The 24,366-nt window shown below is 42.1% G+C and carries 28 protein-coding genes; 13 read left to right on the forward strand and 15 right to left on the reverse strand.

The genetic code is table 11. The features are described from left to right. Positions 1–11: 11 nt before the first annotated feature. On the reverse strand, positions 12–3,743 hold the full coding sequence (bchH, locus tag ABWT76_RS01735) for a magnesium chelatase subunit H (protein WP_354635545.1): 3,732 nt from the start codon (positions 3,741–3,743) through the stop codon (positions 12–14). A 198-nt stretch (positions 3,744–3,941) separates the two neighbouring features. Between bchH and ABWT76_RS01740 the strand changes: the two genes are divergently transcribed. Continuing rightward, positions 3,942–4,142: a prevent-host-death protein gene (locus tag ABWT76_RS01740; protein ID WP_354635546.1), complete on the forward strand. Its 201-nt coding sequence runs from the start codon at positions 3,942–3,944 to the stop codon at positions 4,140–4,142. 471 nt (positions 4,143–4,613) lie between these two features. On the opposite strand, the gene ABWT76_RS01745 is transcribed toward ABWT76_RS01740, so the two are convergent. Further along, positions 4,614–4,760 carry a DUF433 domain-containing protein gene (locus tag ABWT76_RS01745; RefSeq protein ID WP_375341531.1) on the reverse strand — a complete coding sequence of 49 codons (147 nt, stop codon included), beginning with the start codon at positions 4,758–4,760 and terminating at the stop codon, positions 4,614–4,616. A 360-nt stretch (positions 4,761–5,120) separates the two neighbouring features. Between ABWT76_RS01745 and ABWT76_RS01750 the strand changes: the two genes are divergently transcribed. From ABWT76_RS01750 to ABWT76_RS01760, 3 genes are all read left to right on the forward strand, one after another. Further along, entirely contained in the window at positions 5,121–5,315 is a 195-nt protein-coding gene (locus tag ABWT76_RS01750; protein WP_354635547.1) for a DUF433 domain-containing protein, read from the forward strand. A gap of 266 nt (positions 5,316–5,581) precedes the next feature. Next, positions 5,582–5,758, forward strand: a complete 177-nt coding sequence (locus ABWT76_RS01755) for a hypothetical protein (protein WP_354635548.1) — start codon at positions 5,582–5,584, stop codon at positions 5,756–5,758. A 157-nt stretch (positions 5,759–5,915) separates the two neighbouring features. Next, positions 5,916–6,161 carry a DUF4926 domain-containing protein gene (locus ABWT76_RS01760; RefSeq protein WP_054465086.1) on the forward strand — a complete coding sequence of 82 codons (246 nt, stop codon included), beginning with the start codon at positions 5,916–5,918 and terminating at the stop codon, positions 6,159–6,161. 115 nt (positions 6,162–6,276) lie between these two features. On the opposite strand, the gene ABWT76_RS01765 is transcribed toward ABWT76_RS01760, so the two are convergent. Further along, the gene (locus tag ABWT76_RS01765; RefSeq protein ID WP_072160671.1) at positions 6,277–6,444 is read right to left on the reverse strand and encodes a DUF433 domain-containing protein; all 168 of its coding nucleotides are present in this window, start codon (positions 6,442–6,444) and stop codon (positions 6,277–6,279) included. 51 nt (positions 6,445–6,495) lie between these two features. Here ABWT76_RS01765 and ABWT76_RS01770 point away from each other — a divergent pair, with 51 nt between their 5' ends. Continuing rightward, positions 6,496–6,651 (forward strand): hypothetical protein, encoded by a 156-nt coding sequence (locus tag ABWT76_RS01770; RefSeq protein WP_190878020.1) that lies wholly within the window; start codon positions 6,496–6,498, stop codon positions 6,649–6,651. A gap of 440 nt (positions 6,652–7,091) precedes the next feature. Here ABWT76_RS01770 and ABWT76_RS01775 read toward each other — a convergent pair whose 3' ends face one another. Together ABWT76_RS01775 and ABWT76_RS01780 are read right to left on the reverse strand one after the other, a co-directional pair. After that, positions 7,092–8,210: a GUN4 domain-containing protein gene (locus tag ABWT76_RS01775; protein WP_354635549.1), complete on the reverse strand. Its 1,119-nt coding sequence runs from the start codon at positions 8,208–8,210 to the stop codon at positions 7,092–7,094. A 230-nt stretch (positions 8,211–8,440) separates the two neighbouring features. Continuing rightward, positions 8,441–9,844: a hypothetical protein gene (locus ABWT76_RS01780; protein ID WP_354635550.1), complete on the reverse strand. Its 1,404-nt coding sequence runs from the start codon at positions 9,842–9,844 to the stop codon at positions 8,441–8,443. A gap of 640 nt (positions 9,845–10,484) precedes the next feature. Between ABWT76_RS01780 and ABWT76_RS01785 the strand changes: the two genes are divergently transcribed. The 3 genes from ABWT76_RS01785 (at position 10,485) to ABWT76_RS01795 (ending at position 12,926) form a co-directional block, all read left to right on the forward strand. After that, complete coding sequence (locus ABWT76_RS01785) at positions 10,485–11,447, forward strand: orange carotenoid-binding protein (protein WP_054465085.1); 963 nt, start codon at positions 10,485–10,487, stop codon at positions 11,445–11,447. 220 nt (positions 11,448–11,667) lie between these two features. Continuing rightward, positions 11,668–12,417 carry a fatty acid desaturase gene (locus tag ABWT76_RS01790; RefSeq protein WP_354635552.1) on the forward strand — a complete coding sequence of 250 codons (750 nt, stop codon included), beginning with the start codon at positions 11,668–11,670 and terminating at the stop codon, positions 12,415–12,417. A gap of 182 nt (positions 12,418–12,599) precedes the next feature. After that, a complete protein-coding gene (locus ABWT76_RS01795) occupies positions 12,600–12,926 on the forward strand; it encodes a hypothetical protein (protein WP_054465083.1) in 327 nt (108 codons plus the stop codon). 421 nt (positions 12,927–13,347) lie between these two features. Here the strand turns inward: ABWT76_RS01795 and ABWT76_RS01800 are convergent, their stop codons facing one another. Together ABWT76_RS01800 and ABWT76_RS01805 are read right to left on the reverse strand one after the other, a co-directional pair. After that, positions 13,348–13,761, reverse strand: a complete 414-nt coding sequence (locus ABWT76_RS01800; RefSeq protein WP_354635553.1) for a hypothetical protein — start codon at positions 13,759–13,761, stop codon at positions 13,348–13,350. A 40-nt stretch (positions 13,762–13,801) separates the two neighbouring features. Next, complete coding sequence (locus ABWT76_RS01805) at positions 13,802–14,581, reverse strand: hypothetical protein (protein ID WP_354635554.1); 780 nt, start codon at positions 14,579–14,581, stop codon at positions 13,802–13,804. Between the two features lie 363 nt (positions 14,582–14,944). Here ABWT76_RS01805 and ABWT76_RS01810 point away from each other — a divergent pair, with 363 nt between their 5' ends. Next, positions 14,945–16,336, forward strand: a complete 1,392-nt coding sequence (locus ABWT76_RS01810) for an NB-ARC domain-containing protein (RefSeq protein WP_354635555.1) — start codon at positions 14,945–14,947, stop codon at positions 16,334–16,336. Positions 16,337–16,442: 106 nt separating this feature from the next. On the opposite strand, the gene ABWT76_RS01815 is transcribed toward ABWT76_RS01810, so the two are convergent. Both ABWT76_RS01815 and ABWT76_RS01820 read right to left on the reverse strand, forming a co-directional pair. Continuing rightward, positions 16,443–16,868 (reverse strand): putative toxin-antitoxin system toxin component, PIN family, encoded by a 426-nt coding sequence (locus ABWT76_RS01815; protein ID WP_054465080.1) that lies wholly within the window; start codon positions 16,866–16,868, stop codon positions 16,443–16,445. Next, positions 16,865–17,125: a hypothetical protein gene (locus tag ABWT76_RS01820; RefSeq protein WP_054465079.1), complete on the reverse strand. Its 261-nt coding sequence runs from the start codon at positions 17,123–17,125 to the stop codon at positions 16,865–16,867. Before ABWT76_RS01820 ends, ABWT76_RS01815 begins: the two co-directional genes overlap by 4 nt. Before the next feature lie 278 nt (positions 17,126–17,403). Between ABWT76_RS01820 and ABWT76_RS01825 the strand changes: the two genes are divergently transcribed. The 4 genes from ABWT76_RS01825 to ABWT76_RS01840 all read left to right on the forward strand — a co-directional run bounded on the left by ABWT76_RS01825 (position 17,404) and on the right by ABWT76_RS01840 (position 19,053). Continuing rightward, positions 17,404–17,880: a Panacea domain-containing protein gene (locus tag ABWT76_RS01825; protein ID WP_054465078.1), complete on the forward strand. Its 477-nt coding sequence runs from the start codon at positions 17,404–17,406 to the stop codon at positions 17,878–17,880. After that, positions 17,861–18,304, forward strand: a complete 444-nt coding sequence (locus tag ABWT76_RS01830) for a hypothetical protein (protein ID WP_231636633.1) — start codon at positions 17,861–17,863, stop codon at positions 18,302–18,304. Before ABWT76_RS01825 ends, ABWT76_RS01830 begins: the two co-directional genes overlap by 20 nt. 146 nt (positions 18,305–18,450) lie before the next feature. Continuing rightward, entirely contained in the window at positions 18,451–18,759 is a 309-nt protein-coding gene (locus tag ABWT76_RS01835) for a type II toxin-antitoxin system HigA family antitoxin (protein WP_054465077.1), read from the forward strand. 81 nt (positions 18,760–18,840) lie between these two features. Beyond that, on the forward strand, positions 18,841–19,053 hold the full coding sequence (locus ABWT76_RS01840; RefSeq protein WP_054465076.1) for a hypothetical protein: 213 nt from the start codon (positions 18,841–18,843) through the stop codon (positions 19,051–19,053). Positions 19,054–19,122: 69 nt separating this feature from the next. Here the strand turns inward: ABWT76_RS01840 and ABWT76_RS01845 are convergent, their stop codons facing one another. The 6 genes from ABWT76_RS01845 to ffh all read right to left on the reverse strand — a co-directional run bounded on the left by ABWT76_RS01845 (position 19,123) and on the right by ffh (position 23,704). After that, entirely contained in the window at positions 19,123–19,494 is a 372-nt protein-coding gene (locus tag ABWT76_RS01845) for a XisI protein (protein WP_190878011.1), read from the reverse strand. Beyond that, positions 19,482–19,898, reverse strand: a complete 417-nt coding sequence (locus ABWT76_RS01850) for a XisH family protein (RefSeq protein WP_054465074.1) — start codon at positions 19,896–19,898, stop codon at positions 19,482–19,484. The genes ABWT76_RS01845 and ABWT76_RS01850 overlap by 13 nt, the downstream gene beginning before the upstream one ends. A 232-nt stretch (positions 19,899–20,130) precedes the next feature. Further along, positions 20,131–21,084 (reverse strand): PhoH family protein, encoded by a 954-nt coding sequence (locus ABWT76_RS01855; protein WP_054465073.1) that lies wholly within the window; start codon positions 21,082–21,084, stop codon positions 20,131–20,133. Between the two features lie 296 nt (positions 21,085–21,380). Beyond that, complete coding sequence (locus tag ABWT76_RS01860; RefSeq protein WP_231636632.1) at positions 21,381–21,821, reverse strand: KH domain-containing protein; 441 nt, start codon at positions 21,819–21,821, stop codon at positions 21,381–21,383. Further along, a complete protein-coding gene (rpsP, locus tag ABWT76_RS01865) occupies positions 21,808–22,074 on the reverse strand; it encodes a 30S ribosomal protein S16 (RefSeq protein ID WP_054465072.1) in 267 nt (88 codons plus the stop codon). Before rpsP ends, ABWT76_RS01860 begins: the two co-directional genes overlap by 14 nt. 172 nt (positions 22,075–22,246) lie before the next feature. Continuing rightward, on the reverse strand, positions 22,247–23,704 hold the full coding sequence (ffh, locus tag ABWT76_RS01870; protein WP_054465071.1) for a signal recognition particle protein: 1,458 nt from the start codon (positions 23,702–23,704) through the stop codon (positions 22,247–22,249). Between the last annotated feature and the right edge of the window lie 662 nt (positions 23,705–24,366).

Here is a 24,366-nt window from a genome sequence, read left to right on the forward strand (position 1 = left end):
TTGAGGAATTATTACACGCTAACTCCTTCTATTTCGTCCTCGGTTAAATCATATAAAGCCCGCAGCTTCTCTAATTTTTCCTCGGACGGATGCCAAAATCCTCGCCCGTGGGCTTCTAACATTCGTCCGATAATATTCCGAAAAGCTTCCGGGTTAGACTTGCGTAATTTAGCCGCCATTTCTGGGTCTAAAGCATAAGTTTCGGCGGATTGATCGTAAACCCATGATTCTTGAAAATCTACGGTTCCTCCCCAACCAATTAAAGCAGTCATCCGCTGGGATATTTCATAAGCCCCACCTGACCCTTGATTGGCCATTGCATCCGCCCATTTAGGGTTTAATAATTTGGTACGATATTCTAACCGTAACAAGTCGTCTAAATTTCGGGGATTGGTATCTTTAGAAAAGCTTTCCACAAAACTAGCTTTGACTTTTTTGCCGCTTTGTTTTTCCGCTGCCCGTTTTAAACCTCCCGTGTTGGCATAATATTCTTGGATATCTGTTAAACCATATTCTACCGAGTCGATTTGTTGCACAATGCGATCGCTCGTTTTTAACAACTCTGCCATCACTTCTGGTCGGGCTTGACCTTTATCTTTACGGCCATAACTAAACATATTCCGACTTTCCCAAGTCTTTGCCAACTCATCGCCATTTTCCCAACTCCCATCAACTACTTGGTCATTAACCAAAGACCCAAAATCACCGGCAGGATTAGAAAATAATCGCGCCGAAACATTCTCAACTCCCTTCGCTTTTAAAGCTAAAGCGTGTTTGCGAATAAAGTTATGTTCTTCCGGTTCATCAGCCTCCGCTGCCCGCAAAAATAAGTCATCCAACAATTCAATAATATTCACAAAACTATCCCGGAAAATACCCGAAAGATTTGCTAATACATCAATCCGAGGATGTCCCACTTCCGCTAAAGGTTTTAACTCATAACGCACAATGCGTCCGGTTCCTTCTTTCAGTGGTTCTGCCCCCACTAATTCTAACAGAATTCCCAAGGATTCTCCTTTAGTCTTAATCGCATCTAAACCCCACAACATCACCGCCACGGTTTCGGGATATTGCCCATTTTCTTGCACATTTTGGGCAATAATTTTTTTGGCAATTTCTCGACCCCGTTCATAAGCTGCGGGGGACGGCATTCGATAAGGATCTAAAGCATGAATATTCCGTCCGGTGGGCAAAACTCCCGGCCCATCGCGCAATAAATCTCCTCCTGGGGCTGGGGGAATATATTCCCCATTTAAACCACGGAGTAAATTAGTCATTTCATCGGTAGTTTGCATTAACAAATCCTGAATTTGCGTCACTGTCCCCGATTTTTCTGGTTCGGCTGAATTGGGTGATTGATTTTCCCCAAAATAGGCATCTAAATAAGATTTTAATTGGTCTGGTTCTGGGGGTTGCCCTAAAATATGTAACCCAGAAGAAAATAGCCGTTGTTCTACCACTTGGAGGTATTCATACACTTGGATAAAATAGTTACGCAAAACTTCCATGCTAAACATTCGGGCATTTTCTACGGTGAATTCAATGCCTAATTTCTTCGCTTCCGGTAAGGGGCGATCGCTGTCTAAACCCGTATCCACAATTTTTTGACAAATGGCTTCTTGTAACGCAGAATTTTTTTGCGGGTCTTCCCGATATTCAGCGATTAAATCCCGTAGGGTAATCAATTCTTTATATAACCCAGCCCGTCCATAGGGGGGAACATTGTGAGAAATTAATACCCCATAACCGCGCCGTTTAGCTAAAATAGATTCTGAGGGATTATTCGCCGCATAGATATATAAATTGGGCAGATTTCCTAATAAAATATCTGACCAAGAATAGCCCGTATTGCCTAACGGAGATCCGGGCAGCCATTCCACCGTTCCGTGCATCCCAAAGTGAACGATCGCATGAGGTTGAAACTCATTTTGTAGCCATTTATAAAATGCCGCATATTGAGGATGCGGGGTCATATCCCGTTCAAACATTAACCGCATAGGGTCGCCGGAAATTCCTAAAGGTGGTTGCACCCCAATCCAGATATTTCCTAAGTGAATGCCGCCAATTTGAAATTGGTCATCATAAGTTTTAATCCCCGTATCGGTCAAAGATTTCCATTGTTTTTCGATCCGGGTTGTCAGCAGGTAGCCTAACCATTTTTCTAAGCTTTTAACGTTGACTGTGGTGGTGAGATTACCCATTTTTTTGCGATTAGCAGAAAAGGATTGACCTTCAGAAGCGATCGCCTCATCTGCTTCTTTCACTTGGCGAATAATTTCTTCCCCATCTTCCGGTAAATCACCCACCGTATAACCTTGGTTTTTCAGGGCATTTAATAAGTTTAGTAAACTGCGAGGGACATTTAATAAAGCAGCGGTTCCCGTTGCCCCATAACCCGGAGGAAATCCGTATAAAATTATGGCAACTTTTCTTTTTGATGGCGGAGTTTGGCGCAAATTCACCCAGTTTTTTATCCGTCCCGTTAACCGCTGTACACGGTCGGGAATTAGATAGATATTTTCACCGACTAAACCCCCCAAGGGAATAGTATCAATTGCCCCATCTAACTCTGGTAAAGCATATAAAACCACACTTTGTAAACCACCAATTCCTTGCCGCGTCCAAGAATGGATATCTTGAATCAGTAATGGGGCAGCAATGATATAAGGAATATTTTTGGCGGTGAGAATTTTTTGGGCAATTTCTATTTGTCTGCCTGCTTCCATTGAACCGGCTGGGCCACCGACTAAAGGAAAGCCAATGGTAGAAACAATCGTATCCACTTCTACCGCTTCTGGGGAAAGAGAAGGAATAGAAATATTACCTTGTTTGCGTTGCCTTTGTTCATAACTCGTGGTCATCCAATCCCGGACAGCGACATGACCTTCTACCCCATTAATAAAAATAGGAACGGGAACAAGTCCCCCTTGTTCAAACTGATGAATTAGTTGGGGAATATAGGGCTGTTTGGTAATGACGTGCTTGCGATAAAGTAAAATGCCGACAACCGGCTTTTTCTTAGTTGGGCTAGTTTCGGTTTCGGGGATTTCCCAGAGACGAAAACCAGGGCGAGAAAAATACCATTCTAAATATTGCCGGGGTGATTCAAAATATCCCTCTAATTCTGGGTGAAGTAAGCCCATGTTTGGGGTTTCTTGGGGTGGGGGTATTTCCCCCACGGTTAAACCGAGATATTTTTCCGCTAATGTCCAACACATTGCGGCAACATTTTCTATGCCCCCGGCATTCCAGTATCCGTAAATAATTAGCCAGTTGCGTAAGTCTTGGACTTTACCAATGGGGATAAATTTTAGCAGTTTTGGCCCAGTTTTGAGGAAGCTAATATATCCCGCGAGTTTGTCTTCTTCTCTGCCACTAGAGAATTTGCTGAGGATAAATTGTACGGGTTTGGGCATTCCTTTGGGTTTGTCCCCAATGACAAATTTGCCCAATTGGGTCAGGGCCATTAATTCTAAGGCTGATTCAAAAATTAAGCGGATAGGAATGTTTTGTGCTCGTTCTCGCAGCCATAAAACTTGTTCATAGTCGAAAATTAAGCTGGCAAAGAATACGTCCGCCCCTTTTAACGCAGTTTCGACTGCGGTTGGATCGGTGGTAATGTCGCGATCGCAGAATACCCGGATTTCCAGGTCAGGACAGCGAGAAGTCGCTATCTGGGCGGCTTTGCGGTACAGATCCGCGTTAAAGGCTTCAAATCCAGTGATTAATACAATGCGTTTCATAGATCGAGTCGATAGGTTTATCTCGATCTTAGGCTGATTTTTCGATTTCGGGGTGAGAATTTTTGAACCACAGAGACACAGAGGACACAAAGGAGGGTTTGTGGGGGCGATCGCGCTTACCAAAGAAACCCGTTTTCTCGCTTCGGCTTTCCAAGAAACCGGGTTTCTTAACACTATCTCTACTAGAAAATCAAAGTTATGACAGAAACCCGGTTTCTGGGCGATCGCCTTGTGGCATCGGTGGTAGATCATCGGGTATTTCAAGATTTTTTAAGCTGGCAACAGCAGCGTCAAAAATCTTCAATTGCTGATGCTTTTGCTGATTTGCGTAATCTATGTGCCGAGGAAGATTATCTGCTGGAAATTCCCCAGCGCGAAAACCGAGAATTTATTAGTTAATCCTTTTTTGAGCGATTCTAATTGATGGGAATTTCAATTTTTTCGGTTTCGGGGTGAGAATTTTTGAACCACAAAGACACAGAGGACACAAAGGAGGATTGGTGGTGGCGATCGCGCTTACCAAAGAAACCCGTTTTCTCGCTTCGGCTTTCCAAGAAACCGGGTTTCTTAACACTATCTCTACTAGAAAATAAAAGTTATTGCAGAAACCCGGTTTCTGATCCCTTTAGGTTCTGGGGAAAGGAGAAAATAGGCGATCGCCATTAATGATTACTCTTTAACTCGAATCCTGTAAATACAATTAGTAATTTTCCCTGGTAGTGTTCTCACCAATTGTGTAAGGATAAATAGTCAATTAACCTAGCCATTAAATTATGAAATCGCCTAAAACGAAAACTTCATAACCGGCATCCCGCAGAATTTTGACAATCGAGTTAGGAACGCATCGATCGATAAAAAATCTTAAACTCATTAGGCGGCTGTTTCAAAATCTGATAAATCGCGAGCATAATCAAGACAAGCATGGATTTGTTCTTTGATTAAGTCGGGAAATTCTTGAATAATTTCTTCTACGGTATTTCCTGATGCTAAATAACCTAAAATCAAACTAACGGGAATTCTGGTTCCTTAGATTGTTGGTTTACCTCGGAGTATATCAGGCGTAGTGACAATATGTTCTCTCCATTTTACGGGCATAACTTTTTTTGGCTAAACCGACAATTTATATTTTAAAAGAGAAATGGTGAGATGGCTGGGGACGAGGCTAAAAAAATAGCGATCGCGCTTTTGGGGGGGGCGATCGCGAGGCTTTTGGGATGGGGGGATGAGAGAGCGATCTCGACAAAATAGTAAAATAAGCTTAACATTTGAAAAGTGAAAATTAGGTGATGTTTACGCTCGACTTGACGGTGTTTTCGCGTAAGTTATAATCAATAGGGTAAGTTATAATCAAGATCAATGTGTCTGGCTAATCTCATAATGACTACACAATCTGCTTCGCGTTATGTCGCACGTTACCCTGACATTTTGCACGGGGAACCAATTATCGCAGAAATGATAACTTCGGTTCGTGCGATCGGGGAATTGTGGCGTTTAGGTATTATTTCTGAAGAAATCTTGATGCACTTACCTCATCTGAAATTAGCTCAAATTTTTGACGCACTGAGCTTTTAAGTAGGTGGGCAGAAATAAATGCACCACAGACCAGATCAGAAGAAAAACTGTCATTCCCGCGAAGGCGGGAATCCACAGCCTATCGGCGGGGAACAAAAAGTGCAATTAATTATGTTCACCTACTTATTTGGATAACCAGGAAGAAATAAATACTTATATTGACCGCCATCGAATTTCTGAAGACTTGATTCATCCTGCTGTGAAAGCGGCAATGATAAAACCGTGAAACTATTTGCAACTATTTATACAGATGAATAAAATGTAGTATGAAAATTCCCGCTGATGGCATGATTCCAGATTCTAAAATAACTCGCTATTTGCTCGTTCAAAGAGAACAGGATGACAAATCAAAATTTCTCGCACAGGCTGGATTTACCCAAGATAACCCCGAACAGTTAATATCTGCCCTGCGTCAATTAGCTGATACAGCAGAAGCCGTATAAGACACCACTAACGAATATGGAATTTTCTATCGTGTAGAAGGAGAGTTAATCGGCATTAACAAGAGAAACTTATCGGTAATTACAATTTGGCTCAATCGTAAAATAGACGGCAAATTCCAGTTTATCACCCTTAAACCGAAAAAGGAGAAATCAACAAATGTTTGACCTCTACCAGCGCGTTTCCTTAAATTGCGATTTTCCCGAACATCACCTCAAAAAAGGCGATGTAGCCACTCTCATTGATTATGTCCCCCATCCGGGGAACGGGGAAGAAGGTGGCGTGCTAGAAATCTTCAGTGCTACTGGGGAATCAATTGCTGTTGTCATTGTTCCTATTTCTGCAATTAAACCTTTGAGAAATGATGAAATTTTAAGCGTTCGTATCCTGGCAGAGGTTTGCTAAATCGTGGGTATCGAAGCACGAAGTCTTCCGAGCAATTATCGCGCTTTTTCTGATTTGGCATAGAAGAGGCGGGCTTTGAGATGGGGAGATGAGAGAGACGCGATCGCTTGCAAAATTACGATTCATTCACATGAATATAAACCTTAATAATTTCTTCTACGGTATTTCCTGATGCTAAATAACCTAAAATCAAACTAACGGGAATTCTGGTTCCTTTGATTCTTGGTTTACCTCGGAGTATATCAGGCGTAGTGACAATATGTTCTCTCCATTTTACGGGCATAACTTTTTTTGGCTAAACCGACAATTTGTATTTTAACAGAGAAATGGTGAGATGGCTGGGGACGAGGCTAAAAAAATAGCGATCGCGCTTTTGGGGGGGGCGATCGCGCTTACCAAAGAAACCGGGTTTTTTCACACTCCCAGAAACCGGGTAATTGACGCAAAGTTACAGCAATTTTCTCCGCGAGTAAACCACAAATACCTGTAGGGGCGTGATCTTTCCGGCAGTGTAGGGGCGAATGGCCATTCGCCCCTACAATACTGAAAATATTACATTAAATACCGCTTGGGCTTCGCCCTAGCGTGGTTCAGTAATCTGAAAACCGCTGTAATTCCCCAGAAAAAATTTTACGCCGAAACCCGGTTTTTTTTCATTACGTTATCGCGCAGAAGTGGCGATAAGGGCGTGAAGCTAAAGAAAAATTAGCCCGAAAATAGGGGGTAGTATGTAACTACAATAAACAGCAAAAATTGATCGATACTAGCTTTACAGAATCTTTTGCCAAAAAATAGAAACCAGGTTTTTTCTTAAAACCTGGTGTCTTTTGTTTAACTGAGGCTAACAGGTAATGAATTTCTTAAACCCCCATCTCTTCGTGGCAAAACCTTTGATCAGAAATATTTATGATCGTCTGAAGCCTTTATATGTTAGAGTTTAGACGCGAGAAAAGAGAAACACACACCACCCCACCCCAACCCACTCACCCCAATAACCAACAAAGCCAGCGGCAAGTGACCGTGTAGTGCATTTGTAGTAAAAGTGTAGTCAGAGTAGCTCAACCAGCTTCCTCCTTTTCGCCAGCCCACGGTATCGCCTAATTTACACCAAGCATCATCATTATACTCCCCAGGAGTACCGCCGCACTGTTCCACAAAGATTTTTTTCTGCACAGAGAAGCCAAATTTACCATTACTATATTTTACCCAGAGAGCGTCAATAATTTTTAACTCCTCACGGGGGAAGTTTCTACAGTTATCTTCTGTTAACCAACCTTCGCTTTCTCGCCCCATAATTTTACACATAACCCTGCGAGTTTCCTCATCAGCTTTGCGCCATTCTCCCTTGGCTAAAAATTGAGCTAATTGAGGAAATTTAGCCTCAGCTTCTCGTTGTTTACGCTCCTCCTCTGCTTTTTGACGGGCTTCTTTTGCTTCCTTATGTTGACGCTCTTTTTCATCTGCACGTTTACGGGCTTCTTCTGCTTCCTTACGTTGACGCTCTTTTTCAGCTTCAGCACGTTGACGGGCTTCTTCTGCTTCCCGTTGTTTACGTTTTTCTTCTTCCTGACGGAGTTTATTATTCCATTCCCGTTGTAAATCAGTCAATTTCTGACTGGGAAATCCTAATGTAACGGCTTGATTATAATTAGCTAAAGCCATCTCATAATTCTTTAATTTTAGATAAGCATCTCCCCGTAAATCGTGAAATTCTGCTCGTTGGGGTTGTAAAGTAGTGGCTTTATCTAAATCGGCGATCGCATTTTGATAATTTTGTAAGCCATAATAAGCTATAGCACGTTGGTAATAGGCATCAGCTTGGGGGTTGAGTTTAATAGTGCGATCAAAATCAATGCGAGCAAAATCATAGCGTTTTGCTTGTAAATGCTCTAAACCACGCTGATAACAGGTTAGAGCAATATTGAGAAAACGAGTTTCACCCAAGTCTTGTAATAATTTATTAAGAGCATTGACGAAATCAGCATCTTCTGGTAAGAGATTTTTGCTAATTTCAGTAACAAGCTCGTCTCTAGTAAGTTGATTTGTCATTTTTAACCTCCAAGGTTTTTTGATTTTCAAAGATTAAGCTTTTTTCAGTAGGTTGGGTTGAATGAAATGAAACCCAACATCATTAATTTTTGAGGATTGATTTATGATTCATTTTTGGTGGGTGTTGGGTTGTGAGATATGCCCGAATTGTAGGTTGGGTTGAATGAAATGAAACCCAACATCATTAATTTTTGGTGGGTGTTGGGTTGCGCTACGCTTAACCCAACCTACTATGTCTTTTTTCCCTTTCCCCTTTGCTGTAGCCAAGTTTGCATAATTTTTTCTACCTGATCCTCAAAACCATAACGTGAGGGAATATCCTGTATAATTTTTGCCCATTCTAAGCGTAAATCTACCATAATCGCGGGTTCAATTTGCTCTAAAGCGTCAAATAACTGATTACAGTAGTCAATCACCGCTTTAGTTAAATTAAAACGCTCCTCATCAGGAAGATTTGCATCCTCAAATAAATCTGATAATAGAGTAGGTAAGAGGGGTAATTGACGATTTGCTGCATAAATCAGGAAATATTCATCTGTCACCATCCCCACATGAATACAGTGTAAGATTTCCATGTAATGAGTAAAGGTTTCTCGAATACGGCGACTAAATTCGGCGCGATCGTAATCAGTTTGAATTTGTCGCCCTTCTCTTTCCCATTTTTTGAGTAAATTTTGAGAAATTTCCCCGATAGCATCTTGCCAACGGAATTTACGCACAACGGTTTCAAACCTTGCGTCATCAAAGTCATTATTCCAAAAACCGATATTAATGTTGAAAAATGATTCTTCTACTTCCGTTTCTAAGACTAATACGGGAATTGTATTTAATTCGCTGAAAATTTGATTAACTGCTGACTCTGCACGGCGGTTTTTAGTCACCCATTCCCCCGCCATAAATTTAATGGGGCGCTGTTTGAGGGTATATTGTTTAAACATTTCCCGTAATGCTCCAGAAAGGGTGGATTCCATCATGGGAAATTGACTTTGAGCAGCAGCATTAGGTACGGGATCATAACGTAATACAGGGGGAGAAAAGAAGACATTTAAGGGCATTTCTGAGCGATTTTCCACAGTTTTAAGGATATCATCAGCTACAGAAAAAACGGGATTATTGCGATCGCGTCTGTTATCATCTCGGTTTTGTTTGTCTCTTTGACGGTTAATTTGAGCATTAAGTAAAGTAATTTCTGTGGAAAATTCGCGATCGGTTTCGGTTTTCCAACGTTGAAAGGCGATACTATCAGCTTGAAGGGCGATTTGCACTTCTGCTTTAAATTTTTCGATGGCTTGGGTAAATTCTCTTTGTTTTTCTGCTTCTAAGGATTGAAAGGCTTGACGCATTTTTTCTTGTTTAAACAGGGTTTCTGCTTCCATCACTTTCAACGCGAGGCTAAATTCCTTATCTTCTTGACGCTCTTTCGCTCTCACGGTTTGACGCATTATTTCCATTTTCGCATCAAATTCCATGCGTTTCATGCCAAGATCGCAGTTCGCATTATCTCGTTTTTGGGCCAATTCTAGGGATTTAGCCTGAGTCGTGATGGCACGAGTTTGATTAATTGCCATTAATGCAGGCGCGATCGCTCCTGCTACCTTAGCTATGCCACCGATCATAGAGCCAAAAATATTCATAAATTACACTTCTTTTTTGTTTTCTATTGTAGGTTGGGTTGAAACGATAGTCTAAACCCAACATTATTAACGTTTTGGTTACTGGTTGGTGTTGGCTGCGCTTGGCTTAACCCAAGCTAATCCCTAATTATAGGTTGGGTTGAAATGATAGTCAAAACCCAACCTGATTAATTAATTATTGTTTCGTGTTGGGTTGCGCTTTGCTTAACCCAACCTACTAGCTACTAAATCGACAATTTATATTTTAATTGAGAAACCAAAGAAACCCTGCTCCCGCTTCGGCACACAAAAAACCGGGTTTCTACGACAATTTTGGGATTTTCAGCAGAACTTTGCTCAAAAAACTCGGTTTTGGGGCTTTGTAGCGATCGCATTAATAAAGCAAACTTTTAATCATATCACACAATATACCTTGATGTGTAGTAATTTTAACAAAACTTAGGGGACAGACACCGCGTATTCTCAAGGGTTACAGGTTGAATCATCAGTTTAGACAATCTCCCCCCGTAAAAATTTTTATAGAAATATTGCGTTTTGTTAAGTTATATGTGCTAAGGTTAATGCAACAAGAAAGCTTGGAGTTAGAGAAAAGCTCGAAAAGCTCTTTCTCATTACAAGTTCAGCATCTAATGGAGACTTTATGCCGTACACCGTTGATACAGCACGCAATATCTTTTCAAATACTCTGGCTGCCGATGTTGTTCCCGCAACAACAGCCCGTTTCAACCAGCTTAGTGCAGAAGATCAACTGGCATTAATTTGGTTTGCTTACTTGGAAATGGGAAAAACCATCACAATTGCCGCTCCTGGTGCGGCTAGTATGCAGTTTGCCGAATCCACTTTGGCACAAATCAAGGAAATGTCCTTCCGGGAACAATCCCAAGCCATGTGCGATTTGGCCAATCGGACCGACACTCCGATCAATCGGATGTATGCGATTTGGACACCGAATATCAAACTGGGCTTTTGGTATCGTCTAGCTGAATGGATGGACGAAGGACTCGTTGCTCCCATTCCTTCTGGCTATCAACTTTCTGCCAACGCTTCCGCAGTTTTAGCCACCATTTGCAGTATGGAACCGGGACAACAAATCACGGTTTTGAGAAATGCAGTGGTAGACATGGGTTATGACCCGAACAAAATTCAAGGATATCAGCGTGTATCTGAACCTGTCGTTGTCCCCACAGAGACTTCTGAGCGTCAAAAAGTGACCATCGAAGGAGTTGATAATCCAACGGTGATTCAATACATGACCAATCTTAATGCAAATGATTTTGATGCTCTGATTAAATTGTTTGCTGAAGATGGTGCGATTCAACCTCCTTTTCAACGTCCTATTGTGGGCAAAGAAGCTGTACTGCGTTTCTTCCGAGAAGAATGCCAAAATCTCAAACTCGTCCCTGAACGGGGTGTGGTTGAACCAGCAAATGATGAGTTCCTGCAAATTAAAGTTACTGGCACTTGTCAAACCCCTTGGTTTGGTGGCAATGTGGGCATGAATATTGCTTGGCGCTTCCTGTTAAATCCTGATGGCAAGATATTCTTTGTGGCGGTTGATTTATTAGCATCGGCCAAGGAACTTTTAAACTTGGTTAGAAGATAGAAATTTGTTGATAATTTGGACTGAAATATGTCCCAATTTTTCAACGGATTAAAATGAGAGCGTCCTCAGTGGGGGCGCTTTTTTCGCATAGATATAGCGGTTATTATTCAAATGAAGTACAGAGGTTTTCTGGATTCCCGCGCAGGCGGGAATGACAGTTTTTTTGTCCTTCATAACTCTGAGAAGTGCTATATAGATATATAGTCTTAAAATGGCAATTATGGGATTACAAAAACAAGGATCATATTTGGGTTTATGGTTGGCGATCGCGATTATTTTATTATGGGTTGGCAGTGGGATTTTTCTCATGGCTTTGCCTCTGGAAAAAATGAATTGGCTGGCGATCGCTTTTGGTATCGGGGGAAGGTCTTTTCTTCATACGGGATTATTTATCCTTGCCCATGATGCGATGCATGGCAATCTCGTGCCGAACCATCGGCATTTAAATCGGAGAATCGGCCAACTCGCGGTGAGTCTCTATGCTTTATTATCCTATAAAAATTGTCAACAAAATCATAGAATTCACCATTTAAAACCGGGACAGATTGGCGATCCAGACTTTCACGATGGAGTCCATCCTCAGCCGATTTTCTGGTATGCTAAATTTCTGGGCGGTTACTTCTCTCTTGGCCAATTTCTCAAATTTATCGGGGCGATCGGGCTATTTTCCTTCTCGGTGCATAGTTGGTTTCATATTACTTACTTAAATTTATTCCTCGTCTTCCTGGTGCCGCTAATCTTAAGTTCGCTTCAGCTTTTCTTTTTTGGCACATATTTGCCTCATGGCTTGGGAAAGACTGGACAAAACCGGCATCGCCCGACTAATTTTTTATGGCATTGTTGGTCATTAATAACTTGTTATCACTTTGGAGCGTATCACCAAGAACACCACGCTTTTCCCCAAATTCCTTGGTTCCAACTGCCTCAAGCTGCCGCCATTCCCCCAATCCCGCAAAATTTAAAGAAGTAATAGCACAGCCGTGAAATCCATACATAGCAAGGGTTTTGACATAAAATTCCTCTCTGTCCAGAAATTTTCTCAGCCAATCCCCTAGTTTATGCATCCAAATATTTATTATAATTTTTACTCATATCAAGGAAAGTAATCTTCTTTGACTGCAATTTAAATTCAAAAAACTATTAATTTTGACGATGCCCCTTACTGAAACTCAATGGTCTCCCACAGAAGAAAAAATTGTCAAGACTGCTTTTGATACTGCCTATCGTCGTGAAGTTGCTTCGATGATGGCAGAGGTCAAACGACAAGCGGAAGCAGCCACCAGTCCCGATGAACTCTGGAAACTGCATGATTTTCTCAGTGCCAGAAGGCATTACCTGGATGGGAAATACGATTCTCGTGATTCGATGTTAATTTTTGTCTTTGCCCAATTAGTCAAAGAAGGCTGGTTAGAAATTGGAGAATTAGCGGGATTGAGTCCCGATAAAATCGCCAAGGTCAAAGCGCTGACACTCGTTTAATTGATCAAAGAAACCGGGTTTCTTCACACTATGTCTGCTAGAAAATAACAATGGCAGAAAGAAACCCGGTTTCTGGGCGATCGCTCCTACCAAAGAAACCCGGTTTCTCGCTTCGGCAAACAAGAAACCGGGTTTCTTAACAGCCAGAAACCCGGTTTCTTAAGCAAAGTTAATTCTCCCGAACAAAGTTAACGCAGAAACCCGGTTTCTGATTCATCACGCAGAAACCGGGTTTCTTTTCAGTTATCGCAGAAACCGGGTTTCTGGGTTCAGGGAGAGGGGAAAATACGGTGCGATAGCTATTTATTTAATCATCAGACGTAAGTCATACCAATCGATAAAACTGCGATAATAAAATGGTATTTTTGTCTAAAAACAATCTACAAATACACTTAAAGTTAGAATTTAATTTCACACTTATTTAATTCACTCCTGCTGTAAGATCATCAAACATTGGGGTCATAATTTTCACAACGGGATTATCTATAAGCTCAATTATCTCGGCTGTAGTCCCGGCTTGCAAAGCTTTGATAATTCTCATTTTTATCTCAGGCTTTTGCTCCATTTCTTCCATAGCTTTCGCTGCCACAGTTGCTTTATCAGCAATCGTTATTGTTGGGTAGTTTTGAGATAGTTGATCTAAAATTTTCTGAATTTCTGCGGCTGCTTCAGTCAGTCTTTGTTTCTGAGCGTTGACGACACAACCAGCCGTTAAAATATTGTTTGCTATTTGTCCAGTATTCAGAGAACCATAAACACTACCGCTGACATTGCAACGCAATTCATTACTATCTCTAGGCATATTGAAACGCAATTCATTACTATCTCTAGGCATAATAAAATTATCTCCTTATCTATCACAGTCAAACTTACTTTTAAGAGTAAAGCATATCAATTGTGTTTCTAGAAACAAGCTGATTTGGTTTTTCTTTTTCGTCTAATGATACCCAAATTGATCCCTGAAGTTTAGTTGCCACATTTTCTTCAAATTTTTTATTGTTTTGATCGTTAACGATAAAGGTGGTAACATATTTTATATCCGGTTTTTGCTTATACTGTGTCCATCCATAAAGCCTCAAATCGTATCTGCCAGCTTTTAAATCAAATTTTCTACCTCCTAATTCATTAATCCAATCAAACCTGACTACTTTATTTACTGAAGATCCTCCTTCTACCGAAATTGCTTGAGCTATATTTTCATCTTCAAAATTATTATTTTCCAACTTCACAAAAGTATTCCATGTCATGTCATAACAATCATCACAATTCGGGATTCCAATAACCAAACGAATCCGATTTATGGTTCCGCCTTCGCTGCTCCTATTGCAGAAAGTGATAGGTAAATTAAATCCGATTCCTTCAATTTGAACTCCAGAACCATTTTTCAATGGAATACATATAGGAAACAATATAATATTTGTTCCTATATAAAGCTGTATTTTAGCTTTTTGAAAATGAGAGACATAAGCAACAGACATAGACACAATTAAGCTACTAATAGCAATGATTGTGCTAATAGGATCTGCTGACATCCCATTTGAATTAACGTTATTGTCTTTGACGCTATTTTGTGCAATTTGGGGTGCAGAATATGACAAAAATTGTTGACTTATTATATCTCTATTTTCATATTTGTCATACGCATCTAACTGCATATTGGTTAATTTTTTACACGAATAAACAACTAATTTTAACCAAACGGAGAGCTAATTATATGCTACTCTAGCTATGTTACTGACTACGCAATCAAAAAAAATACCTAGACAGTATCGGCTGTATAAGACAACATCAAAGACTCTCAACCGCTCAACATTAAAGCATAAAAAACATAACAATATTTTTAATTTGTTATATTTACTACCTCCAGTATGAACGATTATTTTCAGCTTTGTCAACGTCAAAAAAGTTCAATTTTGATGAATTTTGTTATATTTTTTCTGAGACTTTGTGCAAAAATGTAGAAAAATGTGCAAAAATGTGATTAATGACACACAATACTCTCCCATCTTCTAACCCATATGAATCTTAAAGAAATGTTAAAAATTGCTGATGAAATAGTCTTCAAGAAAACCGGCGAACACCTCAACGACTTACAGGAAGGGGTACTGCGAGGAACTCTACAGCGGGAGACATATAAGGAAATCGCTCAAAATTTTTACTGTTCGGAAAGTAATGTGAGAAAAGTGGCCATGGAATTATGGGAAATACTTTCAGCAGAGTTGAGTGAAAAAGTCAGTAAATCTAATTTACGCTCAGCAATGGAGAGGTGGCAAGTCTCGCTCGTTTCACACTATGCACAAGACTCTGTACGAAACTGTGTGCAAATAAGTTGTGTTAATGTTTGTGGAGAAAGTAGACAGCCACCAGATATTCCAAATTCAAATCCACCGAATCAAGAAACAACTAACTCAAAAGAAAATAAAATATCCCATCAATATTTAAGTGAAATGCCGGATTTTGGTGCTTTTTACAGTCGAGATACCGAACTGGAAAACCTCAAAACCTGGATTTTACAACAACGCTGTCGCCTCATCGCAGTCACCGGCATGAGTGGCATTGGCAAAACTGCATTAGCAGCGCAACTTGTACAACAAATTAAAGATGAATTTGAGTATGTAATTTGGTGCAGTCTAGACGAATATTACACTCTAGATGCCTTTGAATATAAACTAATTCAGTTTTTCTCCCAGTCAGAAAAACTTGATGCACAGCCAAGTCAAACGAAGCCCTTAATTAAATATCTACAAAAGCATCGCTGCTTAGTGATATTAGATGACATTCAAAACCTTTTCATTAGAGGTGAATTGGCAGGAAAGTATAAACCAGGATACGAAGAATATCGGGGATTTTTCAAACAAATCGAAACATTTTCCCATCAAAGCTGCTTTTTGTTAATCGGTTGGGAACAACCGAGAGAATTGACTCAGGTTAAGCCCCAAAATAATCTGATTAACAGTTTACAACTGACGGGTTTAGATATCGAAGTTGGACGAGAAATCCTGAGAGAGTACGGGTTAGCTGAAGTTGAACAAGCCTCAGCACTGATGCAACGCTACGAAAGGAATCCATTATGGGTAAAAACTGTAGCGATTTTCATTCAAGATTTGGGAGTATTCGTCACTGATTTGTTAGTAAATGAGCCGCTGTTATTGCCGGAAGATTTGAAAGATATTTTAGGGCAGATTTATGATCGCTTATCCAACATCGAAAAACAAATTCTTTCTTTATTGACGAAAGAAAACGAACCTGTTTCTTTAGCCAAATTACTAGAAAATAACATAATCGCCTCGGCAGATTTGCTAAATGGACTGCAATCTTTATCACGACGCTGCTTGTTAGAACAACAGGATAATTGTTACTCCCTAACGTCTGTATTGAAACAGTATATCAAAGGTTTATCACTAACATAGCGACTCCTTTTCAACTCATACGAACTATATCAATTGATGTCAATATCCGATTAACATTACCTTGTGAGTCCGAAACGGAAGAATAAAGTCAAGCCTAAAGTTATCACTACGAACCTAGGTCAAAATATTGTTGAATAAAATCTTGGGCTGCCATGATTTTAATGCCCTGATATTCTGCTAAAACGCGTAAATCCATATCGCCTGTAATAATCGCATCCGCTTGAGAGGCGATCGCAGTTGCCAAGACCATAGTATCATCTGGATCTCTGAGTTCAGGCACATTTAATTCATCAATTGGATATAAAATAACAGATGAGCGAATCAGAGCAATTACAGTAGATCCCGTTAAACCTAAAGCTTTTAGCTTGGGTTGCAGTTTGGTTTTATTGAATGTGCCTTCTAATTCATCCAATAATTCTTGAGACATGGCAATTGTGATTCTTCCTTGTTCTGCCAATTGGACAATTTCATCAGGAACTCCGCCCCAAATCACCGCAGATACCCAAATATTTGTATCTAAAACTACTTTCATTTCTTTGCTCTTTCGTGACGAACTTCCTTGACGATCGCACAAATTTCTTCAGTAGTAAGCTGATCCGGATCGTCTCCTAACTGCTCTCGGCGTTTTCTTAAGTCATCCCAATCAAATGTGGGGACTTTTGTAAAAACAATAGTGTCTCCATTGGTAATCACTGAGTATTTTTCCCCCTGCGAGAATTTATCTCTAATTTCCGGTGGGAGTTCTAAATTTCCTTCTGGGGTTAAAGCGATCGTAATTGTGGCTTCCATATTTGTTTCATTATTCCTGACGATGATGATTATACCACAATTATACCACAAAATTTTTCTATTTCAGTTTCATCATGGCTGCATCATGGCTGCATCATGGCTGTAGGGGCGAAGCATTTCGGCAGAAAATCCCCGCTTACCACCCATAACTTACCTGCCGAAATGCTTCGCCATGACGATATTTTTGGTAAACAAAATCGCCAATTTCATTCCAACGGCCCGCGCATTGTGCTATTATAATTATTATCAAAATTATCCAACTAATTCAGTGAATTTATATGACCACGATCGCCCCCGTAACCACCGCAGCCAAACTCGCTGATTACTTCATCTGGTTTGCCAATGATGTAGGTTCTTACCTCAGCAATCAAAAACTGCAAAAACTCTTATACTATGCCCAAGCCTGGTATTTAGCCTTTGAAGATACACCTCTATTTGAGGAAGACTTTGAAGCCTGGATGCATGGGCCGACTATCCCCGCTTTATTTTATGAATACAAAGAACAATTCGGGTTTAAACCCATTCTGAAAGAAGTCGAAAAACCCGAATTCTCAGAAGATGTCCAAAAGTTTTTAGACGAGTTAGCTGACGATTATTTTTTTCTGGACGCTTATGAGTTAGAGTTGATGGTGCGCCGCGAAGACCCTTGGATTAATGCCAGAGGTGACTTGCCAAAAGATGAACCTTCTCATGCTATTATTACTAAGGAGTTAATGAGAAACTTTTACAAAACCCGTGTCATCGAAGAAGAATAAAAAAAGACAAGACACTGATATCCGCATTCAGCCATCTTCAGCCGGAAGAAATGTAGGGGAGATAAAAATACCGGAAGGAATTAGTTTTTCTTTCCGGTATTATCAGGATGATAAAGAAAAATTTTCCATAGGTAAGAGGGACGCCAGATATCTAGCTTCTCTCTTGCGGAGACTGCGCGATTTATCTCAATTAAATGCGAAAGAACTGATTAACAATCAGAGTAAAAGTCTCCGCTGTCATAAAATAGACTGGCAAGATACAACTGAACCCAATGGTTTTGGGATTGCTAATGAAGAGCAGCTAGTCAATACCCCCTACCAGTTTCAAATCTCTGCCAATGAATATGGCAGAGTGCATGGATTTTTTAGTGAAAATGTTTTTTACGCTATCTGGTTAGACCCAGACCATCATCTTTATCAGTAAACATGAGAAAGCGATCGCCTTATTTATCGCTACGATTGATTAATTGTGTTAAAAATTAGTTAATTTTTTCCCTAGGAATATCCGGGTAACGAGGGAAAAATGGAGACATTTGTGGCCGGAAAACGTTGATAGGGAGGTTAAGTAATATGGATTTGAAACCGATAAAAACTGAGGCAGATTATCGTCAAGCGTTGGCGGAAATTGAACGGCTTTTTGAGGCAGAATTGAATACCCCAGAGGGCAATCGCTTGGAAATTCTCGTCACCTTGGTTGAAGCTTACGAAAAAAAGCATCATCCAATTGAATCACCTTTACCTGATGAGGCAATTCTCTACCACTTAGAAAGCCGTCATCCTTCTTTAACGGTCTCTAATTTTATTCAAGGATTGAAGCGTCGGGGAGTCAGCGATCGCGTGATTCAAGAGGCTTTGAATGAGGTGGGTATGGCAGGGTAGCACGGGAGTACGGGAGCACGGGAGTAGGGGAGCCGCCAATCGAGCCGCCAATCGAGCAGAGGAACCCCACACCCTACACCGATGGCGGCCCTACCCCCTACACCCTACACCCTACACTACTGGCAAGATACAACTGAACCCAATGGTTTTGGGATTGCTAATGAAGAGCAGCTAGTCAATACCCCCTACCAGTTTCAAATCTCTGCCAATGAATATGGCAGAGTGCATGGATTTTTTAGCGAAAATGTTTTTTACGCTATCTGGTTAGACCCAGACCATAATCTTTATCGGTAAACATGAGAAAGCGATCGCGTTATTTAAGGCTACTACTCACAACACCGGACAGAACAAAACAAAACAAAATTAAACAACTGAATATTCCGTATATTGCCGGATTTCAGGAGGTTGAAACCCCAGGACAATATCTTGCTTAGGAACCCCTAGATCCACCAGTTTTTGGGCGATTCTCATTTCGGTCATATTTTGCTGAACCCAAATTTTCCCCCCTTGAATATCCAAATGTAACACGCAACCATAAACTCTTCGATACCCATCCCAGCCCACATTCATTACCTGATAGTGGTCTTGTTTCGTGTCAAAAACCGTGTAGCAATCTATCGAGCCATTCGCGATCGGGATAGACGCATAATCCGCTAACACAGACTGAATAATCAGGCGATAATATTCTATTTTATCCCCGATTTTATCTCCGATTTTATCCACTATTTTATCCATTGGATAATTACCTCCTCATTCGGATCGTAAATTATTTGTTTAATTTGATATCTTTCCAGAGAAATTTGGGCAAATTCGCGCTTAAAAAAGGTTTGATACACCCCCACCGGCACTGCCAAATAAAGAATCCTTGTGGGATCGCTAATTTCTAAAGCAAGCCGATAATTCAAAAACTGTCCTAATGCAGCATGGTAATCGGTCAGGGGTGAATCACTTAAAAAGGTTTTTATCTCAACGGCTATTTTTTCTTGGCCTCGTTCTGCTGCTAACAGTTGCTCTGCACCTAAATCAATTTCAAATTTTGTGCCGCCTACTTCGAGTCTTAATGGATCGTCCGTGACATTCCACTGCTCTTTTTCTAGAGCAATTCTAACCGCAGCATGAAATTTATCTTTAGCTCCCATTGTGATTTTTTTTGTCTATTTATAATGATAATACGATCGCACCTCCGCACCCGATGGCGACCGATGACGGCCTTACACAACAGGGAACAGGGAATAGGCAACTACTGCTACAGGGATAAGGGACTCGCCGTCGGCAGAGGAGCCGCCAATCGAGCCGCCAATCGAGCAGAGGAACCCCACACCCTACACCGATGGCGGCCCTACACCCTACACCCTACCCCCTAATACACTACTACGGCTGATACTTCTCATAAGCGGCGACAATGCGCTGCACCAAAGGATTCCGCACCACATCCGCTTGAGACAATTGGCAAAAAGCGATGCCCTCTACATTTTGTAAAATTTTCTGGGCCACCGCTAAACCCGACTCTTGATAACTGGGTAAATCCGTTTGGGTAATATCCCCAGTCACCACCATGCGCGAGCGAAAACCCAAACGAGTTAACACCATTTTCATCTGGGACGGGGTACTATTTTGGGCTTCGTCCATAATCACAAACGCATTATTCAAAGTCCGACCGCGCATATAGGCAATGGGGGCAACTTCAATCACCCCCCGTTCCATCAGGTTTTCAATTTTTTCGCGATCGATTAACTCATAAAGCGCATCATAAAGCGGACGCAAATAAGGATTAATTTTTTGCTGCAAATCTCCAGGCAAAAAGCCCAACTTTTCCCCCGCTTCTACCGCAGGTCGCGTCAGAATCAGGCGATCGTATTGATTAGATAAAAGCGCTTGAGCCGCCAAAACTACCGCTAGGTAAGTTTTACCTGTACCCGCAGGCCCAATACAAAAAGTCAGGTCATGGTTGCGAATGGCTTGGATATATTGCCGTTGTCGGAAAGTTTTCGCCCGAATATCATCTCCGCGACGAGTTTTGGCCAAAACATCCCGTTGTAAATCTTGCAAATCTTCTTGACGGTTGGTGTCCAGGGCATGACAAGCCGTGAGAATATCCACCCCGGTAATCAATTTCCCCGCTTTCCAAATCTCTTCGAGAGATGCCACTAAGCGACGACAGCGATCGACTTGGGCTGCTGTCCCCGCGATCGCCAACTCTTGTCCGTGCAAATCGACCATTGCACCCGTTTGCTTGGACAAAGTTTTCAGATTTTCTTGTTGACTACCACTAAGCGCGATCGCACTCTCCACCGAAGGCAACGAAATCGTGATTCTTTCTGACATGGGATTACCAAAGAAACCGGGTTTCTTTATACTATCTCTGCTAGAAAATCAAAGTTACCGCAGAAACCGGGTTTCTGCAACCCGCAACGTAAAAAGACGCCTAGAGTCGGCTAAGACTCTTCACAGGCGTCGATTCAATAGATGGGATTAATAGGGATGGGGACTGAAAAATCAGCAATTTAGAGTCAAGAGAAAAGAGTAGAGAGTAAAGAGTAAAGAGTAAAGAGTAAAGATTAAAGAGTATGGTTATGTTTATTCTCTATCCTCTCTGCTCTTTTCTCTCTCCTATCAACCTCTCATTTGTCTCTTGGCGCAGGTTTCGGCAGCTTGGCGCGGGGGGTTGAGGGCGGGGATTTTCTGCGCTCCGATCGCTCATCCGATGAATGCTCAAATGAGCGATCAGATGAATGATCGCGATCGCGATCGCCTGACCCACTGCCATAAATATCTAAATAAATAGACTCGCCCACCGTTTCAGCCGCTGCCGCCAACACAGTGCGAATGGCCTGAATATTTCGGCCACCGCGACCAAAAACGCGCCCCTTCTCCGGATCTTCAAAAGACATCCGAATCCAGACCTTTGGTTTACTGGCGGACTTTTCGCAATCCACGCGCAAAGACTCTGCCGACTCTAATAAAGGCTCCAATAAAAACCTTACCAAGCCTACATAATCAGGAATAGCCTTATCTTCTATTGTTTGAGTCACCACTTCCACTGGGTTCTTAGGCTTGGACACTGGAACTGGCTTTGACTTGTTCAAAGACATTCGCTTTTTCTAGAATGCGACGCACTGTATCTGTAGGTTGAGCACCCTGCTGGAGTCGTCTGACAAGTCCCGGAACATCTAAGAGAGTCTCATCGGTTCTGGGATTATAAAATCCCAATTCTTCCAGAGGACGACCATCGCGGCGACTGGTACTTTGTGCGGCCACGATCCGATAGCTGGCTTCCCGTTTTTTTCCGTATCTCTTTAATCGCAGTTTGATCATCTTGCTAAGAGTATATTCCTCCTGAATAATTTTAAGCGATTTGTTCTTGATGCAACAGTTCTTCTGGACTATTCTTCGCTGAAAGCTAAAATTCTCGGTAATACATCACAAATTTTTCACCAATTACACTCTGGGAAGATCCTGATCGTCAAGAACAAAGCACAATCGACTATTATAGCGTACCAAAGCCCTTTTTTGGCTTCTTTTTCTTTTTCTTCTGATCCCCACCGCCAGCATAGCCACGCCAGCCGGATGGTGGCGCACCTGGCCCGCCCATCATTCCGGGCATTCCCGGCATTCCGGGCATTCCGGGCATACCCATGCCGCCAAATTGCCCCTGACCCATCTGCTGCATCATCGCCCGCATCCTAGTAAAATCTGTCACCAGCTTGCTGACATCTTTTTCCTGATAACCGGATCCTTTGGCAATGCGCCGTCTCCGGGAAGGGGAAGAAGCCAATAAATCGGGATTTCGGCGTTCTTCCTGGGTCATGGAATTAATCATCGCCTCACAGCGCTTTAACTGAGTTTCTCCCTTTTCCAACTGATCGTCCGTAAGCTTATTCATCCCCGGAATCAGTTTCAGCACCCCGGTCAGAGAACCCATATTTTTCATCAACCGCATCTGCTTGAGAAAGTCAGTGAAGTCAAACTGAGCGGCGAGAATTTTTTTCTGCATCTTCTCGACATCAGCGAGATCCACTTCTTCGGCGGCTTTTTCCACCAAAGTCAGCACATCTCCCATACCCAGAATGCGGGAAGCCATCCGGTCTGGATAAAACGGTTGCAGGGCTTCGACTTTTTCCCCAACCCCAACAAACTTAATCGGCGCCCCAGAAATCCGCCGTACCGACAACGCCGCACCACCTCGGCTATCCCCATCCATTTTGGTCAGGATCGCGCCGGTAATGCCAATTTGATCGTGGAATGTCCGAGTCAGGTTCGCTGCTTCCTGCCCGGTCATGGCGTCTACCACCAGCAGGGTTTCGTGCGGTTGAACGGTTTGTTTAATCCGCAATAACTCAGCCATCATCTCCTCGTCAATTTGGAGACGACCGGCGGTATCAATAATCACCGTATCTACGCCAATTTCCTTGGCATGAGCAATCCCTTGACGGGCAATTTCCACGGGATCCGCATCAGTACCGAGTTGAAAGACGGGAATATTGATTTGTTTACCCAGGGCAATTAGCTGGTCAATGGCTGCCGGTCGATAGATGTCGGTGGCCACCATTAAGGTGCTGCGTTTTTGCTTGCGTAAAAGTAAAGCAAGTTTGGCCGTGGCAGTGGTTTTCCCGGTTCCCTGTAACCCAGCCATCAGGACAATAGTGGGAGCGGTGTCTGCCTTGGCTAGGGGGACGTTGCTTTCCCCCATGACTCGGACGAGTTCATCATAGACAATTTTGATGAACTGCTGATCCGGTCGAACCCCGGCAATGACTTCCGCACCTTGGGCTTTGGTTTCTACCTCAGCGATAAAGTTTTTGACAACCTGGAGGTTGACATCTGCTTCTAAGAGGGCCCGTCTGACCTCTTTTAAAGCTTCTTGAATATTTGACTGGGAGATTTTATCTTGACCCCGTAGTTTCTTCCATGCCCCTTCTAGGCGTTCAGCAAGTGCGTCAAACATGAATTTAGAGTTTTTTAGAGAATTATTTCGCTACTATATCAATCAGCATAGTATTTAGCGGGCGTGGCTTACAGCGGTTTTCTTTCTTAGTGAACCACCCTAGGGCGAAGCCCAAGCGGTATTTAATTTATTATTGTAGGGGCGAATGGCCATTCGCCCCTACACTGCCGGAATGCTTCGCCCCTACAGGTATTTGTGGTTTATTCAGCAGAAAATTGCTGTAAGGCCACGTTGCTTTGTTCTACCTTACCAGAGGAAAGAGAATACAGGAAAGAGAATAGAGTAAGGAAGGCATTGCCATCCCTGTGGTTGTTGTAGGGGCGCAATGCTTGCGCCCTTGAACCCTGGGAAAACGCCCTAAGTTGGGGGCGGGCGCTTGTAGGGCCTCTTCCGTGGCAGTGGTTGCCCCGATCGCCCGTGGTCGCCCCGCGCCCCTACCCTGTCAGTGGGTCAGTCCTACAGCAATTTTCTGTAGAGTAAACCACAAATTTTTGTAGGGGCGAAGCATTCCGGCAGACAAATTATTGCTGAAAAGATTAAATGTACGGGCCCGCGCATTCCGTAGGGGCGAATGGCCATTCGCCCTTGTACGGGCGAATGGCCATTCGCCCCAGAAGATGCTTAGAATATTAGATGGACTACCGGAATGCTTCGCCCCTACG

It is taken from the genome of Planktothricoides raciborskii GIHE-MW2 (genome assembly GCF_040564635.1).
Lineage (GTDB): Bacteria > Cyanobacteriota > Cyanobacteriia > Cyanobacteriales > Laspinemataceae > Planktothricoides > Planktothricoides raciborskii.

What these genes read in the sequence shown, in the direction of transcription:
- ABWT76_RS01785 (WP_054465085.1), top strand. Translation starts at nt 10,485, where the DNA reads ATGCCGTACACCGTTGATACAGCACGCAATATCTTTTCAAATACTCTG.
- ABWT76_RS01795 (WP_054465083.1), top strand. Translation starts at nt 12,600, where the DNA reads ATGCCCCTTACTGAAACTCAATGGTCTCCCACAGAAGAAAAAATTGTC.
- ffh (WP_054465071.1), bottom strand. Translation starts at nt 23,704, where the DNA reads ATGTTTGACGCACTTGCTGAACGCCTAGAAGGGGCATGGAAGAAACTA.
- ABWT76_RS01780 (WP_354635550.1), bottom strand. Translation starts at nt 9,844, where the DNA reads ATGAATATTTTTGGCTCTATGATCGGTGGCATAGCTAAGGTAGCAGGA.
- ABWT76_RS01850 (WP_054465074.1), bottom strand. Translation starts at nt 19,898, where the DNA reads ATGGGAGCTAAAGATAAATTTCATGCTGCGGTTAGAATTGCTCTAGAA.
- ABWT76_RS01840 (WP_054465076.1), top strand. Translation starts at nt 18,841, where the DNA reads ATGGCGGCCCTACCCCCTACACCCTACACCCTACACTACTGGCAAGAT.
- ABWT76_RS01765 (WP_072160671.1), bottom strand. Translation starts at nt 6,444, where the DNA reads ATGCCCGTAAAATGGAGAGAACATATTGTCACTACGCCTGATATACTC.
- bchH (WP_354635545.1), bottom strand. Translation starts at nt 3,743, where the DNA reads ATGAAACGCATTGTATTAATCACTGGATTTGAAGCCTTTAACGCGGAT.
- ABWT76_RS01810 (WP_354635555.1), top strand. Translation starts at nt 14,945, where the DNA reads ATGAATCTTAAAGAAATGTTAAAAATTGCTGATGAAATAGTCTTCAAG.
- ABWT76_RS01770 (WP_190878020.1), top strand. Translation starts at nt 6,496, where the DNA reads ATGGCTGGGGACGAGGCTAAAAAAATAGCGATCGCGCTTTTGGGGGGG.
- ABWT76_RS01775 (WP_354635549.1), bottom strand. Translation starts at nt 8,210, where the DNA reads ATGACAAATCAACTTACTAGAGACGAGCTTGTTACTGAAATTAGCAAA.
- ABWT76_RS01845 (WP_190878011.1), bottom strand. Translation starts at nt 19,494, where the DNA reads ATGGATAAAATAGTGGATAAAATCGGAGATAAAATCGGGGATAAAATA.
- ABWT76_RS01790 (WP_354635552.1), top strand. Translation starts at nt 11,668, where the DNA reads ATGGGATTACAAAAACAAGGATCATATTTGGGTTTATGGTTGGCGATC.
- ABWT76_RS01805 (WP_354635554.1), bottom strand. Translation starts at nt 14,581, where the DNA reads ATGCAGTTAGATGCGTATGACAAATATGAAAATAGAGATATAATAAGT.
- rpsP (WP_054465072.1), bottom strand. Translation starts at nt 22,074, where the DNA reads ATGATCAAACTGCGATTAAAGAGATACGGAAAAAAACGGGAAGCCAGC.
- ABWT76_RS01755 (WP_354635548.1), top strand. Translation starts at nt 5,582, where the DNA reads ATGAAAATTCCCGCTGATGGCATGATTCCAGATTCTAAAATAACTCGC.
- ABWT76_RS01760 (WP_054465086.1), top strand. Translation starts at nt 5,916, where the DNA reads ATGTTTGACCTCTACCAGCGCGTTTCCTTAAATTGCGATTTTCCCGAA.
- ABWT76_RS01835 (WP_054465077.1), top strand. Translation starts at nt 18,451, where the DNA reads ATGGATTTGAAACCGATAAAAACTGAGGCAGATTATCGTCAAGCGTTG.
- ABWT76_RS01750 (WP_354635547.1), top strand. Translation starts at nt 5,121, where the DNA reads ATGACTACACAATCTGCTTCGCGTTATGTCGCACGTTACCCTGACATT.
- ABWT76_RS01825 (WP_054465078.1), top strand. Translation starts at nt 17,404, where the DNA reads ATGACCACGATCGCCCCCGTAACCACCGCAGCCAAACTCGCTGATTAC.
- ABWT76_RS01800 (WP_354635553.1), bottom strand. Translation starts at nt 13,761, where the DNA reads ATGCCTAGAGATAGTAATGAATTGCGTTTCAATATGCCTAGAGATAGT.
- ABWT76_RS01820 (WP_054465079.1), bottom strand. Translation starts at nt 17,125, where the DNA reads ATGGAAGCCACAATTACGATCGCTTTAACCCCAGAAGGAAATTTAGAA.
- ABWT76_RS01815 (WP_054465080.1), bottom strand. Translation starts at nt 16,868, where the DNA reads ATGAAAGTAGTTTTAGATACAAATATTTGGGTATCTGCGGTGATTTGG.
- ABWT76_RS01740 (WP_354635546.1), top strand. Translation starts at nt 3,942, where the DNA reads ATGACAGAAACCCGGTTTCTGGGCGATCGCCTTGTGGCATCGGTGGTA.
- ABWT76_RS01855 (WP_054465073.1), bottom strand. Translation starts at nt 21,084, where the DNA reads ATGTCAGAAAGAATCACGATTTCGTTGCCTTCGGTGGAGAGTGCGATC.